The organism is Altererythrobacter lutimaris (assembly GCF_013371495.1).
Lineage (GTDB): Bacteria > Pseudomonadota > Alphaproteobacteria > Sphingomonadales > Sphingomonadaceae > Erythrobacter > Erythrobacter lutimaris_A.
This window is the reverse complement of the sequence record NZ_JABWTA010000001.1, coordinates 1,766,453-1,782,811: the sequence shown is the minus strand read 5'-3', so window position 1 is coordinate 1,782,811 and position 16,359 is coordinate 1,766,453. Positions and strand designations below refer to the sequence as shown.

The following is a 16,359-nucleotide window of genomic DNA, read 5'->3' as shown; positions in this document are numbered from 1 at the left end:
TAAAGCCTGTCTGCTAGCTAGCCGGAACAATGTCTGAAAAGCCTCCAGCCTCAATCCTTTTTGCCAGCGAAGCGGGGGCAAATCAGCTAGTTGCTGGGGTACCTGCAGCAGCTCGCGCCCTCTTATTAGCTACTGAAAACGCGAAGAAAAATGGCGATATCGCCATTGCCGTGCCGGGCGGATGGAAGCCCAGCGAATACTGCCAAATGGAAGCAAAAAGGCTTGCCGGAGATGGTGAATGGAAAACGGCAGATACCCATGAGATCAATCGAGATGATGCCGTCTGGGCGATAGATCTGCTGGGCGTGAAGCCAGATGAAAATGAGCAGAACCGTGAGGCCGAGATTCAGGCTCTCAAACAGGCTTCCAAGGCAATCATCGCATCAACCGGGAAAGCGGCGGACGGTATTGTTTCGCGCTACATCAACCGGCCCATTTCGCAATCCATCAGCCGCATCATGCTGCGTGCGAGCTGGACCCGGCCCGGCCATGCAACCGCGCTCGCGGCCTTGATCGGCCTTGCCATGGTCATCGCGCTGCTTTTCGGCGGAGCGACCGGGCTATTGATCGGAGCCGTGCTGTTCCAAGCGGCCTCAATCGTCGACGGCGTCGATGGCGAAATGGCGCGCGCGACACAGCGCTCGTCAGAGCGGGGCGCGATGCTTGACAGTCTAACGGATGCCGCAACCAATCTCGGCTTTCTGGCGGGCGTCAGCTTTAATGTCTGGCAGCAAGGCATGGAGCGCGCGGCAGCCGCGGGCGCGGTCGCCTGTATCGTGCTGGGCCTTGGTAGCGCGCTTCTTGGCATTGTTGCACGCCGGTCCGGCGGGCCTTTCACCTTCGATGCCTTGAAGCACAAGATGCGCGCAAAACCTTCGCGCTTCAAACAGGCGCTGGTCTATATCGCCATGCGCGATTTCTACGCGCTCGCCGCATGTATTGCGATCCTCGTGGGAGCGGTCGTGCCGTTGCTTTATGCCTTTGCGATCATCGCTTGCGGCTGGTTTCTTGTCGTTTGTGTCACCTTCGCTACGAACCGCTTCGCGCCGCCCTCAGCCGAGAGCTGACGGGCCTAATCGTTCAAGCGATTGCAATTTTGAGATAATCGCTCAACAACACCGCTGCGTTAAGCATAATATCAGACCGCGATGCTAAGGGCATCGCTGCTGATACAGCATAACGGAAGGGACAGGACGGTTTTCGCAACGGCTTCGCCATTTGCTGCACATCGTACGCGGCATGTTTCCGGCATCTTGGTGATGCTGGCGGCTGGGCTGTGCGTGAGCGGGGCGCTGGCACAAGACGGGGCTCAGGACGGGCCGCAAGAAGTTGAGCCGGAAGCGGAGATTTACGGTCCAGCGACACCTGAGCTGCAAAACCCGGCGTCCGAAAAACCGCCTGGCATTCCGGAGGCGCTCGCGCAGATCATCACAACCGGATTACGGTCGAGCCCGCTGCTTGCTGCGTCTGAAGCGGCGAGCGAAAGCGCAGATGCAGATTTGCGCACAGCCAAGTGGCAGCGCTTCCCCAATATCAGCGCGGAAATCCTTACGACTACTGGCGGCTCTGCCATTGCTGACACAGACGGCATCGCAGCCAATGTCGCTTTGGAGCAGCCAGTCTGGACAGGCGGCGCGATCTCGAACCAGATCGACGAAGCGCGCTTTGACGCGCAGGCGGCGGGTGACCGCGTTGATATTACAGCGCAGACGCTCACGCTTGATATCATTCAGGCCTACTATGATGTGGCGCGCTTTGACGGTCGCGTGAGAGTGCTCGAGCAGGGCCTTGTCGATTATGCGGGCCTTTCCGCCAGTATTGAGCGGCGCGTGTCGCAGCAGGTTTCGCCTGCGGTTGATTTGACGCTTGCCCGTTCGCGCATGGCGCAATTGGAAGCGGACCTTGCGGCGAGCCAGGAACAGCGCGACATTTCCTATCTGCGGTTAACCGAGCTGGTCGGATACGATGTTGCTATCCCGCAGATCCATGCCAGCGGCCCGGCTGCCATTCCGCCGCCGGAAAGCCTGGCGGTGGAAGAAATGAAAGCGTGCAGCCCCGCATTACAAGAGCGAACAAATCGCTTGGGTGCAGCGCAATCCTCGCTTGATAATGCGGAGAGCCAGCTCTTTCCGCGCTTGCTGTTGCAACTTTCTCAGAATGAACTGACCGGGGCGAGGGCCGCGCTGGTCTTGCGCGCGCAGACCGGCAATGGGCTGTCCAAGTTCTCGCAGATCGACCGGGCCGAAGCTGGTGTCGCGCAAGCGATGGCTGAGTATGCGCAGACCGACCGGCAGGTTCGCAATCTGTTGCGCCGCCAATTTGCGCAATATCGAGCCGGCCTCAGAGGGCAGGAAGTCAGCGCCACCGCTGCCGAAGCTTCGCAAGACTTGCTCGCCAGTTATCAGCGTCAATTCGTTGCCGGACGCCGGTCCTGGCTTGATCTTTCCAATGCGGTCACGGAAGTCATCAGCTCGCAGCTTTCCGCCAATGATAACCAGACAGCGTCCGCTGCGAGTGCAGCGCTGATCCTCGTGCTCACTTGCCGTTGGCAGCCGCAAGGGTAAGAGGCGCAGCATGGACTTCATCAGCGCAGTCGAACGGTATGCGAGAGCCAGCGGGCGCACACTTGCGCCTGAATGGGACGCGGAATTGCGCGCGCATCCTTCGCTTGATGATGTAGACGCGCCGCTTCTGTTGCAAAGCGAGTTGGAATGGCCGCAGCCCGAACGGATTTCCGGTCGACCGCGCGCGGACCAGTTTCCGCTGCTCACACATGATCCGGATCGCGGCTGGATCGTCGCGACGCAATGGGACGATGAAGACAGCCTGCTGATCGCAGGCGAGCGCGAGCCGGTGGTTTATTCGAGCGTGCAAAGCTTCTTCAGTATCTCGCCGCCCGATCCGCTTGCGGATGATACAACGTCCGCGCTCAGCATTTTTGTGCGCGCGATAAAGCGCCGCAAATCGGTGCTGGTAGTGGCGGCGGTCGCGACAGTGTTCGCGAACCTGCTCGCGCTGGCGGTCTCATTCTACGCGATGCAACTTTATGATCGGGTCATTCCGCTCGCGAGCTTTGAGACACTGGCCGTTCTGACTGTCGGGGTTGGTTTTGCGCTTCTGCTGGACCTCATTCTGCGCAGTCTGAGAGCGCTGCTGATCGAGCTGGAAGCGCAGAATATCGACCGCGAAGTCTCGGAATATTTCTTTGCCCGCGCGCAGGCGATCCGCTTGGATGCGCGCCCGCAAGCCGTGGGCACCATGGCCTCTCAAATTCAGGGGCAGGAGCAAATCCGTCAGGCGATTTCATCGAGTTCTGTCTTTGTGATTGCTGACTTGCCTTTCGCGCTGTTCTTCATTCTGGTGATCGCATCGATTGGCGGTGCGGTTGCCATCGTCCCGATTGTCAGTCTGCCGATTGCTATAGGCCTCGCGCTGTTGCTCGCCCGGATTATCCGCAATGGCGCAGAGCGCGCGCAAGTCAGCGGCAATCAGAAAAACGGATTGCTGGTCGAGATGCTCGACGCGTCCGAGACTGTGAAAGCCAATCGCGGCGGGTGGATGATCCTCAGCCGCTGGAACCGCTTGCTAAGGCAGATCCACCACTTCGAATATCCGGTGAAGCGGGCATCGGCTGTCTCAAGCTCGCTATTCTCCTCGCTGCAGCAAATGACTTACGTGGCGGTGATGGGCTTCGGCGCCTATCTTGCAGCGACAGGCGAGATTACAACCGGTGCGCTGCTTGCATGCTCGATCCTTGTCGGGCGCATCAACGGGCCTTTGGTAGCGCAATTACCCAATCTGATCGTGCAATGGGGCTATGCGCGTTCAGCTCTCAAAATGCTCGACGGCATTCTCAAATTGCCGCTCGAACCGAGCGCATCGCGCGGGGCCATGCGCCCGGAAAGCTTGCGCGGGCCAATCATGGTGAAGCAAGCAGGCTTTGCCTACCCCGAACAGAAAGCGGCGATCGAGATCGAAGGTCTGCGGATCGAACCGGGCGAACGCGTCGCTATTATCGGCGGTGTCGGCGCTGGCAAGACGACGCTGCTGAAAGTGCTCGCGGGGCTGTATTCCGCGCAATCAGGCTCCGTCACTGTGAACGGGCTCGATATCGCGAATGTCGCAGAAGACGTAACCCGGCGGCATATCGGCTATCTGCCGCAAAACGTGCGGCTCATTCGCGGGACGCTGCGCGATAATCTCACCATGGGGATGAGCGGTCTGGAAGACGAAACGCTCATCAATCTGGCCAAGGCTACGCGATTGAATGTCCTGCTTGGCGAGCAGCAAGGCGGGCTCGAGACACAGATATTCGAAGGTGGCAGCGGGCTTTCAGGCGGTCAGCGCGCGATTGTCGGGATTAACCGGATGATCCACGCCTCGCCCGGCATTTGGCTCCTGGACGAGCCGACATCGTCGCTTGATCTAGCTTCTGAGCTGGCTGTGTTGACCGCGCTCGACGATGCGATGGCAAAAGATGATATCCTGGTGATGACCACGCACAAGCTTGCGTTGTTGGAGCGCTTCACGCGCATCGTCATGATGGTCGGCGGCAGGATCGCGCGTGACGGGACTGCGGACGTAGTGCTTGATGAAATGCGCAAGGCTTCGCAGCCGCCGCCGTCTCAAAGCGGGCATGTGACCAGCAGCCTCAAAGCTGGAGGCGCGTCATGAACCGCCGTTTGAAACCGGCTGCAACCATTGTCGGCACGATTGCGGCCGCCTTGCTGATCTTTATCGGCTGGTCGCTTTGGGCAGAGCTTGACCAAGTTACACGCGCGCCGGGCAAAGTGATCCCGTTTGCGCGGGTACAGATTATCCAGAGCGAGCAGGGCGGATCGATCTCGCAAATCCATGTGCGCGAAGGCGAGCAAGTGAAAGCGGGCGAGCTGCTGGTGGAGCTTGATACGGTGCAATTGCGCGCGGCTCAGACTGAAGCGCAGGCGAAGGTTGCCGGGCTGGAAAGCCGGATGGCGCGGATCGAAGCGGAGCTGTTCAACCGGCCTTTGCGTTTCCCTGCTTCGCTCGCTGATTTCCCTGAGTTCACCGCGAACCAGCAGCGCCTGTTCCAGCGCCGGCGCGCAGCGCTGCAAGCGCAAGTCTCGACGCTTGAGCAGCTCGCGCAGCTTCAGCAGCAGGAACTGGATTTGAACCTGCCGCTCGTCGAAACAGGCGATGTGGCAATGTCGGAAATCATCCGCATGCGCCGCGCAGTGGTGGAGACACGCGGCGAAATCTCGCGCATCCGCTCGCAATATATCAGCGATTTGCAGACAGAATTTACCCGCACCGAAGAAGAGCTTGCGAGCGCCCAGCAGCAATTGGCCCGCGCGCAGGACAGCTTCGAAGCCGCTTCGCTCACCGCCCCCACTGAAGGCGTGGTGAAGAACGTGCAGTTCTCGACGATTGGCGGGGTCGTAAGACCGGGCGAAGAGGTCCTGCAGATTGTGCCTGTGGGCGAAAAGCTGATCATTGAAACTCGCGTCTCTCCGCGCGAGATCGCGTTTGTGAAAACAGGGCAAATTGCACGCGTCAATTTCGAGACCTATGACAATGCAATCTATGGTTCAGCCAATGGCGAAGTTGTGTTCGTAAGCCCTGATACCCTCACCGAGCAGACGACAAATGGCGGGGCAGCGACCTATTACCGGGTCAATCTGGAAGTCGACACGTCGACGATGCGCGCACCGGCCGATCGCGAGCCCATCGTATTGCAACCGGGAATGACCGCGACGGCTGAGATCCTCACCGGCAAATCGACGGTCTGGTCCTACATCACCAAACCGATCCTGAAGACTGTCTCACAAAGCATGCAAGAGCGCTGAGGCAAATGGCGGTGCGAACGACCCAGACTCGCTTCTTCCAAGCTTCCTCCTGAACCAGCGGAGCCAACACTTTGATCCTTTCAATTCCTGTGATTGCCGATCCGGAACAACTTGCTGAGATACAAAGCAAAGTTGGCCAGCTTTCCTGGAATGATGGCCGCCAGACTGCAGGCAAAGTGGCTCAGGCTGTAAAGCGCAACGAGCAAGCGGTTATGGACGACCCGGCGGGGCAGGCGCTGCGCCAGCTTATTCTGCCTCGCATAGTTGAAAACCCGACGCTCCGTGCCGCAACCCGTCCTCGGCATTTCTCGCAAGTAATGGTGAGCAAAACATACGATGGGGGCTTCTACGGTCCGCATGTCGACAACGCTATTATGGGGCAAGGCGATGCCCGGATGCGCAGCGACATCTCTTTCACTTTCTTTCTCAGCTCGCCTGACAGCTATGAAGGAGGGGAGTTGGTTGTCTATGCCGATGGGCTCACGCAAACGGTAAAGGCAGCGGCTGGAAATCTGGTGCTTTATCCATCTTCAAGCATTCACGAAGTGAAGCCCGTTACTGCTGGTGAGCGCGTGGTGTGTGTCGGCTGGATCGAAAGCATGATCGCTGATCCAACGCAGCGGCAGATGGTGTTTGAACTGCAAAAAACGCGCAAGGCCTTGAGCGAGAAGCTGGCGTCAGAAGCCGAAGAGCTCCTCGCACTTGATAAGATTATGGCTAATCTATTGAGGATGTGGGCTCAGCCATGAGCAACACTGTGGTCGAGATTCAGACTATCGGTGCCTTTGAACTCCGCCGCGGTGAAGACTCTATTTCGCTGCCTACTTCTCGCAAGACGCGCGCGCTGCTGTCTTATCTTGCCATCACAGGAAGGAAACATACACGTCAGTCTCTGTGCGAGCTGTTCTGGGATAGCACGGATGATCCTCTGGCAGGGCTGCGCTGGTCGCTTTCCAAGCTGCGCGGTCTGTTGAATGACGAAGGCTCGGAGGTCATCAAGTCGGATCGCGAGGCGGTCTGGGTTGATCTTGGCTTGGTCGCTTTAGACAAGGATCAGCTGAACGAGCTGGCTAATCGCACAGGCTTTAAAGAGAAACATGCCGACGAGGTGTGGAGAGCAACAAGTGGTCAGCCTTTAGAAGGCTGCGAGATACCCAGCTTGGCCTCATATTCGATTTGGGTTGAAAGCTATCGACAGGATTATCGGCGGCTGCGTGGAAGCGTGGCTAAACGGATGGCGAGAGACACCACTCTTCCCTGGCAAATCCGAGACAAATGGGCAGAGCGCTGGGTCAATGCCATCCCTTACTCTCGCGGCGCGGCTTACACAGCGTTTGAATGCAAGCACTTTGCCGCAGGGCGCCCGGCTGCGGAGGCTCTTGCAACCTACCTTGAAAGATCATTTCGTGAAGCGGGAATCGAGCCTCCTGAATTTGCGATCGATCAGGCAAATGACACGCGTAGAAATCCGAGAGACGAACTTGTTCCGGTGGAACAGCAGATCCGTTTTGTCGAAGGACATGATGGTGTCAGCATCGCTTGGGCAAGCGTGGGGGACACCAGCAATCCACCGTTGGTAAAGGCTGCGAACTGGCTCAATCATCTGGAACTCGATTGGGATGCGCCGATCTGGAGTCCACTGTTCAAGGAATTGTCCAGATCCCATCACTTGATCCGCTACGACGAACGCGGATGCGGCCTGTCCGATTGGAGCGTCGATGAGATCAGCTTTGACAAGTTCGTTGAAGACCTTGAGCAGGTTGTTGATGCCGCCGGACTAGACCGCTTTCCGCTGCTTGGGATCAGCCAAGGAGCGGCCGTCTCAATCAGATTTGCCGCACTGTATCCCGAGCGTGTTTCAAAACTCGTATTGTTTGGCGCATACGACCAGGGTTGGCGATTTGATGCGACCCCTGAGCAGGTGCGTGAGCGTGAAGCCGTCATGGTGCTGACAGAAACCGGCTGGGGAATGGATAATCCAGCCTATCGGCATGTGTTTTCGCGTACCTTTATGCCGGAAGCGAGTGCTGAAGAGCTGGACTGGTTCGACGAGTTTCAGCGGCTCACCACGAGCTCAGAGAATGCAGTGCGTTTTCTCGAAGCATTTTCCAGCATCAATGTGAGTGATGATCTGGACAAGATCCAATGTCCCACATTGGTGGTGCACAGCCGGGGCGACATGCGGATTCCTTTTGCAACGGGCCGTTCGCTTGCTTCCCGGATTCCCGGTGCGCAATTGGCCGGCCTCGACAGTCAGAACCATTTGCTTCTGGGACGCGAGAGTGCATCCCTCCGATTTGTCGAATTAGTAAACGACTTCCTAACATCAGGCTAAATAAACTCGGGATTCCAACGCTTTTCTGCAAAATACAACGCTTTTACAACGCTAGCTACAACGCTCCGTACTATGCCTTAGTGTGATGTCGTGACCTGCTGAGAGGGGGGTGCTTGTTGTGCCCTCACCATAGAGGGTCAGACTATGAGCACTTCACAAGATACTGCAATTGCGCCTGCCGGCAAGACGGCTTTGGATAGCGGTCCGCAAAAGGCGAAATCCACGAAAGTTCCAGCACAAGGCGTGGCTGAACAGCGTCAAAACGTCGCAGCGAGCCAAGCTTCGCCCGGTGGCGGCGTGGCGGAATACTCGCTCTCCGGCGGCCTCATTCGCCGGCTGGCTGAAATGAATGCATCACTGGCATTCACGTCTTACCAGTCTGGACTGCTCTATATGCTGGGCAGCAACGCACAAGGATCAGCTCAACTCCATCAATCGGGCATGCCAAAGCCGATGGGCCTCAGCGTCGATCAGGATGGCGGGTTTGTTCTGTCGGCTGGCGCGCAAATCATGCGCTTTGCAAATGTTCTCGAACCTGATCAGCGGATCAACCAGATATATGATGCATGCTTCATGCCGCGCATGAACTATGTGACCGGTCAGCTGGATGCGCATGATGTTGGAGTGGATGCACAAGGCGAGATCGTATTCGTCAACACGCGCTATAACTGTCTCGCGAAACCTTCACCGCGTCACTCATTCGAACCGATCTGGCGGCCAAGTTTCATCAGCGACATCGTTGATGAAGACCGCTGTCACTTGAACGGGCTTGCGATGCGCGATGGGAAGCCTGCGTTCGTCACTTCGGTTTCCAAATCGGACACGATCGACGGTTGGCGCGATCGCCGCGCTGATGGCGGTGTTGTCATCGATGTCGAGAAGAACAAAGTCATTTGCGAAGGCCTTTCGATGCCGCATTCGCCTCGCTGGCATAATGGCAAGTTGTGGGTGCTCGATGCCGGGACAGGGGATTTCGGTTATGTCGAAATGCCGAAGGGCAAAGCAAAGCTAGGCAAGTTCAAGCCTGTGACGTTTTGTCCAGGCTTCCTGCGTGGGCTGGCTTTCAATGGCAAGTATGCCTTCGTCGGCCTCTCAAAGCCGCGCTACAAGCGGTTCGAAGGTCTCGCTCTCGATAAGCGCCTCAAGGATGCCGATAGCGAACCGTGGTGCGGCGTGCAGGTCATCGACACGGACACCGGCGCGTGCGTCGACTGGTTCCGCATCGATGGCAAGATCGGCGAGCTTTATGACGTCGAGCTGATCCCTGGTTTCCGCTGTCCGATGACGGTTTCACCCACATCTCCCGATGCAGCCACGCTGGTCACGTTCGACCAGGCATCAAGGCAGCCCAACCCATAACATCGGCGCTGCGTTTCAGCGCAGCGCTTCACCACAGTCCGGCACCCCGAGACCTCCATCAGCGGTACCGGACATTCTCAAAGCCGATTTCTTCAAGTCGAACCAACGACATTCAAGGGTCTAGAAAATGACAGATCAAAACCAAGCGCAGACGTCCGTTTCCAAGCTGGGCAACTCACTTCACGGAGCGGCAAACTTCTTGCGTTGGAGCACCTCTGCAATGCTGCGCGGCGGCCGCGTGACCAAGTTCAAGGGGGAAGCTGCAAACTACTCGCCTGAGCTTGCGGTGGTCGCTGTGCCATCAGAGCAGAGCGCCGCAGCAGGCGGTGGGTCGACCACACTGACCCTTGGGCTGGCCCGCCGTCTGTTGCATTGGTCTGTCGCACCTGTGGCATTGCTGGCTGGTGCATCGCCAGCCTTTGCGCAGGATCAGGATGCGTGTGTTGAAGGTGATCCGGGCGAATTTGTCTGTCAGGACAACGGCGATGCCGCGACAGATACGCAGGATCTGTCAAGTGATGGCGATGTTACTGTCAGCATCGAAGACGGCTTCGAGATCGACACGTCGGGCACTGGCGGCGATGCGATTGATATCGAATATTCGAATGGCTCGGTCACAATCGAACAGGCCAGCGGTTCGAGCACGATTACCGGCGATCAATATGGGATCGATGTCTTCAATGCTTATGGCAGCATCGTGATCACAACTGGCGGCGACGTAACCGGTTTCGGAAACGATGGCATCTTTGCAGACACGAGCGGTGGCGCAGCTGATGGTTCGTCAATCACTATCGATACAACGGCAGGCGCGGTCGCTGGCTACAGTGACGCAGTTTTCGTCTCTCAAGATGCCACAAATGGGGGCGATATTGTTGTCACGACAGCCGATGTCACCGGGGAAAATGATGGTGGCGTAAATGTCAGGCAGTTATCCGATGGCAGCACAACAATTGATACAACCGCTGGTGACGTATTCGGTGGCTATTACGGGATTTACGTTGGGAGCAGCGGAACCGGCAGCGTCTCCATCACTACTGCAAATGTCACTGGCGATTATGGAGGGGGCGTAGATGTCGATAATGAGGGCGGCGATGTCGTTTTGGACACGACTGCCGGCACGGTCACCGGGGGCAATTACGGCATTCGCGTCCAACAGGGCGGTGATGGCGATGTTTCAATCACTACCGCGCAGGTGGACGGCGCTAGCGGCGTAGGTATTGAAGTCAACCGCGGCCCCGGTTCTGGCAATATCGCTATTGATACCACTCTTGGCGCTGTAACCGGCGAAGACAATGGAATCGTGGTTCAAAACAATGGCGACGGCGCTACTACCATTACCACAGCGGAAGTCACAAGCGCGCAAGGCTTTGGCATTAATGCCACGAACGCGGCCATCGCGACCGATCTGATAATAGACAGTTCCGCCGGTTCGGTCACCGCTGGCGAATACTCCTACGATGACGGCATTCGCGTCAGGAATAACGGCACGGGTGTAACGCGGATCACCACAGCTGACGTCACCGCAGGCGATGGCTCGGGCGAAGGCGGCAACGGCATCGATGTCATTAGCTCTTTCGACACGACCGGACTCGAAATCGATACCAGCGCAGGCACAGTCGATGGCGATTCGATTGGCATTCGTGCGCGCAATTATGGCACCGGCAATACATCGATCGTAACCGCGGATGTCGCGGGCAATTCTGGTGACGGTATCAACGCGCGTGATGATGGCGAAATCGGCAACGGAGTGGATATGTCCATCGATAGTTCTGTCGGCAGCGTGACCGGCAGGCAGGACGGTATTGATGCTTTCAACTTCGATACGGGCGACTTGTCGATTGTTACAGCCGACGTCACTGGCACGACTGGCATTGGCATACGCGCAGAAAACCAAGGCGCAGATACTGGTGACCTCTTAATTGATGCTACGCTTGGCAGCATTGGCGGCGCGACTGGAGGTATCAGAGCGGAAAACACAGGCACTGGGGAGACTCTGATCTCCACTGCCGACGTCAGCACAACCGGCGAAGCAGGAACAGGGATCGAGGCTATTCATGCAGGCACAGACCTTTTTATCGATACGGCGGCCGGCACGATCTCTACTGTTGATGCTGGAGGTATTTATGCTGCCAATTACGGGTCCGGCGTAACAAGTATCACAACTGCCGATGTCACTGTTCAAACGGGTGGCAATGCCATCAGTGTCAACCATTCAGGCACTGATGTGAGCGTTGATACTACGGCCGGTGCAGTCTTCCAGGGAGGAGCTAACGGATCGGGCATTCGTGTCACCAATTCCGGTACAGGCAACACAACCATCACTACGGCCGACGTTACAGGTGGGACCACAAGCGATGGCAATGGTGACGGCATCTATGTCTATAATGAATCTGATGCCGGCGATCTTTCCATCGACAGCACTGCTGGCACAGTCTCGGGCGAAGACGAGGGTATCTACGCTCGTAACAATGGCACAGGCGACACCACCATCACGACAGCTGGCGTGACTGGCGCGAGCGATACCGGGGTCTACGTTTATAGCAGCTATAATGCCGCCAATGTGAGTGTGGATACGACCGCCGGGGGTGTCTCGGGTAGCGACTTTGGTATCGATGTGCGCCAATACAGCTTCGGCGATCTCACAGTGACAACCGCGGACGTGACGGCAGGATCTGTTGACGGTGTGTACACCTATACCGGTTTCGACACCGGTTCTGTGACGATCGATACGAGCGCCGGCACAGTGACCGGCGGTGATGATGGTATCGAGGTTTATCACAGCGGCTATGGCGAGCTTTCCATCACCACTGCCGATGTGATTGGCCAAGGCGATGATGGCATTCGGGCCTACTCCTATGGCTCTGCCACAATCGACAGCACACAAGGCAGCGTCACGGGCGCGAATGACGGTATCAGTGTCTATCAGTATAGTGGCGAAGGTAGCGGCGTTGAGGTGACGACCGCTGATGTCACTGGCACAAGTGGCGATGGCATAAACGTCGAAAACTCATACGATTCATTCGCCATCACTATCGACAGCACGGCCGGGGCTGTGACTGGCGGCGATGACGGCATCGATGTTTACGCGCGTGGCTATGATTCAACGACCGACGTCGTGACTGGCGATGTTACCGGGCAGTCAGGAGCAGGCATCAGCGTCAATGATTATGGCGAAGGTGGCTATGGCGCTGGTAGCATATTGATCAGCAGCGTGGCTGGCTCTGTGAACGGAGCAACGAACGGCATCGAGGCGCAGAACCGCGCAACTGGCGATCTTGTAATTACGACCGCTGATGTCACCGGTGAGACCGGGGACGGGATTGCAGCCGAGAATATTGGCGAGACCGGTGCTCTTACTGTCGATTCTAGTGCAGGCGCAGTCACTGGCGACAGAAACGGAATCTACGCGATCAATGAGGGCACTGGAGCGACGAGCATCACTACAGCCAATGTGACGGGCACGACCGCTGACGGTGTCAGTATGGTCACTGGCGCTGACTCGACGACGTTGGACATCGATACGAGCGCGGGCGCTGCAATCGGCGGCAATCGGGGTATCTACGCCAATCACGGCGGTTCGGACGCCCTCACAATCACAGTTGGCAATGTGACAGGGCAGAGTGCTGAAGGCATCCTCGCGATCACTAATCAGGCTGATGCGGACATCTCTGTTCGAGGCGGCGATGACGTTGACAGCAACGTTATCGGCGCAACGGACGGAATCCGTCTCGAAACGCAAGGTGCGGATATCACAGTCTCCGATCTCGACAGTGTGACCAGTCAGGCAGGAGACGGTCTCAACCTCGTCTCAAACGGCGGGGATATATCCGTCAGCGATATCGGAACGATCACAGGCTTTGGCGGCAATGGTATCTTCGCCAATGCGGATAGCGGCGATATTGTCATCGATAATGTCGGATTTGACGGAGGTATCACTGCGACCGGAGGCATCGGCATTGCAGCCTATGCCGACAATGGCGGTACAGTGACGATCGGTACTTCAGGCGCTGTTTCCGGAGATGCCTATGGCGTTCAGGGCTCCACCAACAATGGTGAAGGCGGTGTCACGATCGACACTACAAACTATGATGTGACAGGGGCAATCGGCATCCGCGCAGTCAGCCTCGGCTCCGGCAATGTCAGTGTTACCACCGCTAATGTCACCGGCACTGGCGGTGACGGTATCAATGCCTTTGCAGATGGTGGAAGCATTGCGGTTGATACGACAGCGGGCACGGTCGCCGGCCTAACGGACGGCATACGCACGTCTCAGGATGGCGAAGGCGACACGACCATTGCGACTGCTGACGTAGAATCCACGCTCGGCAATGGCATCGATGTCGCAAGCAATGGCGGCAATGTCTCTATCGACAGCACAGCCGGGGCCGTTTCAGCCAATTTCGCCGGTATCCGGGTCTTCAATTACGGGACTGGCACGACAACAGTCACGACAGCTGACGTTTCTGGTGGCGGTGAAGGCGGCGGCGGCATTTATGTCGCCGGAAGCGGCGCGGGCATTGTCGTCGACAGCAGCGCGGGCGAAGTTGTTGGCGGAGCATACACCGCGGCTGGTGTCGCGGTATTCAATGATGGCACCGGATCGACCGAAATAACTGTCGCAAATGTGACAGGCGGCGACGCCGGGATCACCGCATACAACTCTGGAGATGCGGGCGATCTCGATATCGACAGCACTGCGGGCACAGTCACGGGTAGTCTCAGGGGTATCTCCGCAAGTAATTCTGGCTCTGGTGACACAACCATCACGACGGCAGACGTTGTGGCGACCGATGATGAAAGCTTCGGCGTGGTTGTCTACGGTTACTCATTTAGCGCTGGCGGCAACGTGACTGTCGATACAACCGCAGGCAGCGTTACGGCCGGGTCTCTCGGTATCGGAGTGGTCTCATATGGAGAGGCAGGAGGCGTGCTTGCAATCACGACCGCCGATGTCACTGCGACAAGCAACGCAGGTGAATTCCCAGAGGCAGGGATCCTTGTCTTCGCCTATGGCACCGATGTTGTGATCGATACTACTGCTGGCGCAGTGTCTGCTAACAACGCCGGAATTGGCGTTAGGTCGTCGGCAGGCAGTGTCACCATCAATGCGGGAGATGTCACAGCGGACACCGGTAATGGCATCTATGCCGCGACATATGGCGACGGCACAATTGCGATCGAAGTGGTTGGTCAGACAAGTGGCGGAACCAACGGCATTGCAGTGTCCACTGAAGGCGCGGCGGTTTCGATCACAAACAACGGTACGTTGAGCGGCGGAGACTTCGCCGTGCTTGCAAACGATCCCGCGACAGGGCCCATCACGCTTGCCAACTCAGGCATGCTGGCCAGTGCGATCCAGTTTGCAGCAGCGGACGACCAATTGATCAACACCGGCATGTTTGCCGCTGAAGGCGTAAGCGATTTTGGCGACGGCGAAGATCAGCTGGCAAACTCTGGCACTTTGCAGGTTGCGGCAAGCGCGCAGATTGATGGCCTGGAACTGCTGCAGAATTCAGGCTTGATCGACCTCGTTAACGGCCAGACAGGCACCATATTCGCAACCTCTGGCAACTTCGTTGGCGACGGGGGCAGTATCGCCCTTGATGTCAGCTTTGTTGATGGATCGAGCGATTTGATCGTTATCGACGGCGCTGCAACAGGCACGACACAGCTGGTGCTGAGCAACGTCAGCGCAGATTTCTCGTTCGATGGTCAAGTGCTGCTTGTCGATGCAGGTGAGGGAACGGCGGCTGATGCGTTCGTCCTCGCCGATACGATCAGTTCGACGTTCTTGTCTGTTGATCTCGGTTTCGATGCACTGGCCAATGACTTTTCGGTTACGCTCGATCTGAGCGAACGAGTCTTCGAAGGCACGAAGATAGCCGAGGCCGCGCAATCCTTGTGGTATCAGAGTGCCGACGCATGGGCAGATTACCGTGCAACCTCGCGCGGCGCGGGTGCAAGCGCATCTCCTGCCTGGGTCGTCGCTTACGCAGTTTCTGCATCGCGTGACGAGGTGTTTAGCGACACTACCGGGCTTGGTTTGGCTGATAGCAATCTTGACTATGAGCAAGATTATTTCGGCTTACAGGGTGGCGCTGATTACAGCCTTGGAGAGAACTTGGTTGTAGGCGTGACTGGTGGTTATCTCAGCTCGGAGTTCGCGCAGGATGCTAGCGGCACGCGGGCAAACTTCGATGTCCTGAATATCGGTGTTTCGCTCTCTTTCGCATCAGGCGGCTTCTTTGCTGATACCTTGGTCAAATACGACCGCATCAATGGCGAATTTGTCGATATTACTCGCGATGCTTTTGCCGGGGATTTGGATGGTTCCGCCTTCGGTGCGCGTATCAAAGCGGGCTACCGGGTCGGTGGCGACAGTCTTTATGTGGAGCCACGGGTCAGCCTCGACTTCCAGAAGACCGATCTCGATGACCTCAATATTTCGGATCAGACCTTTGAATTCGACAATCTCGAGGGGCTGCGCGGGGCTGCAGGAGTGCGGCTTGGCGGCTATGACAAGTCCGGCAGCACCAGGATCGGGTATTTTCTCGATACCGTTGTCGTTCATGAATTCGATGGAGAGAGCGACATTGTGTTCCGTGCTCTCGACGCCGAAGTCGATTTCCAGAACAACCCGATCGGCACATATGTCGATGTGAAGGCCGGGATTACGCTGGACAGCAATGGACCGCTGTCAGGTTTCTTCCAAGTCGAAAGCGATGTGCTGGGCGATTACAACAGCTTCGGTGCCAAAGCCGGCGTGAAGGTGAAGTTCTAACCTGTGGGTCGGGACTTCACCCACGCCGGGCGTGGATATTGATCATCGCTGGCACGATC

8 protein-coding genes are annotated in these 16,359 nt (G+C 57.3%); all 8 read left to right on the top strand.

The genetic code is table 11. The features are described from left to right. Nucleotides 1-29: 29 nt before the first annotated feature. The 8 genes from HUO12_RS08570 (at nt 30) to HUO12_RS08535 (ending at nt 16,300) form a co-directional block, all read left to right on the top strand. Entirely contained in the window at nt 30-1,067 is a 1,038-nt protein-coding gene (locus HUO12_RS08570; RefSeq protein ID WP_176273166.1) for a CDP-alcohol phosphatidyltransferase family protein, read from the top strand. Between the two features lie 213 nt (nt 1,068-1,280). Next, nucleotides 1,281-2,564: a TolC family protein gene (locus HUO12_RS08565; protein WP_176273165.1), complete on the top strand. Its 1,284-nt coding sequence runs from the start codon at nt 1,281-1,283 to the stop codon at nt 2,562-2,564. A 10-nt stretch (nt 2,565-2,574) separates the two neighbouring features. Continuing rightward, nucleotides 2,575-4,674 carry an ATP-binding cassette domain-containing protein gene (locus HUO12_RS08560; protein WP_176273164.1) on the top strand — a complete coding sequence of 700 codons (2,100 nt, stop codon included), beginning with the start codon at nt 2,575-2,577 and terminating at the stop codon, nt 4,672-4,674. After that, entirely contained in the window at nt 4,671-5,825 is a 1,155-nt protein-coding gene (locus tag HUO12_RS08555; RefSeq protein WP_176273163.1) for an HlyD family efflux transporter periplasmic adaptor subunit, read from the top strand. The genes HUO12_RS08560 and HUO12_RS08555 overlap by 4 nt, the downstream gene beginning before the upstream one ends. Nucleotides 5,826-5,896: 71 nt before the next feature. After that, complete coding sequence (locus HUO12_RS08550; RefSeq protein WP_176273162.1) at nt 5,897-6,574, top strand: Fe2+-dependent dioxygenase; 678 nt, start codon at nt 5,897-5,899, stop codon at nt 6,572-6,574. Next, the gene (locus HUO12_RS08545; protein ID WP_176273161.1) at nt 6,571-8,160 is read left to right on the top strand and encodes an alpha/beta hydrolase; all 1,590 of its coding nucleotides are present in this window, start codon (nt 6,571-6,573) and stop codon (nt 8,158-8,160) included. Before HUO12_RS08550 ends, HUO12_RS08545 begins: the two co-directional genes overlap by 4 nt. Nucleotides 8,161-8,304: 144 nt before the next feature. Further along, a complete protein-coding gene (locus HUO12_RS08540; RefSeq protein ID WP_176273160.1) occupies nt 8,305-9,519 on the top strand; it encodes a TIGR03032 family protein in 1,215 nt (404 codons plus the stop codon). 127 nt (nt 9,520-9,646) lie between these two features. After that, complete coding sequence (locus tag HUO12_RS08535) at nt 9,647-16,300, top strand: hypothetical protein (RefSeq protein ID WP_176273159.1); 6,654 nt, start codon at nt 9,647-9,649, stop codon at nt 16,298-16,300. Nucleotides 16,301-16,359: the final 59 nt, after the last annotated feature.

Excerpts from the sequence above, each read along its gene's own strand:
- HUO12_RS08570 (WP_176273166.1), top strand. The coding sequence starts at position 30 with ATGTCTGAAAAGCCTCCAGCCTCAATCCTTTTTGCCAGCGAAGCGGGG.
- HUO12_RS08560 (WP_176273164.1), top strand. The coding sequence starts at position 2,575 with ATGGACTTCATCAGCGCAGTCGAACGGTATGCGAGAGCCAGCGGGCGC.
- HUO12_RS08555 (WP_176273163.1), top strand. The coding sequence starts at position 4,671 with ATGAACCGCCGTTTGAAACCGGCTGCAACCATTGTCGGCACGATTGCG.
- HUO12_RS08545 (WP_176273161.1), top strand. The coding sequence starts at position 6,571 with ATGAGCAACACTGTGGTCGAGATTCAGACTATCGGTGCCTTTGAACTC.
- HUO12_RS08540 (WP_176273160.1), top strand. The coding sequence starts at position 8,305 with ATGAGCACTTCACAAGATACTGCAATTGCGCCTGCCGGCAAGACGGCT.
- HUO12_RS08535 (WP_176273159.1), top strand. The coding sequence starts at position 9,647 with ATGACAGATCAAAACCAAGCGCAGACGTCCGTTTCCAAGCTGGGCAAC.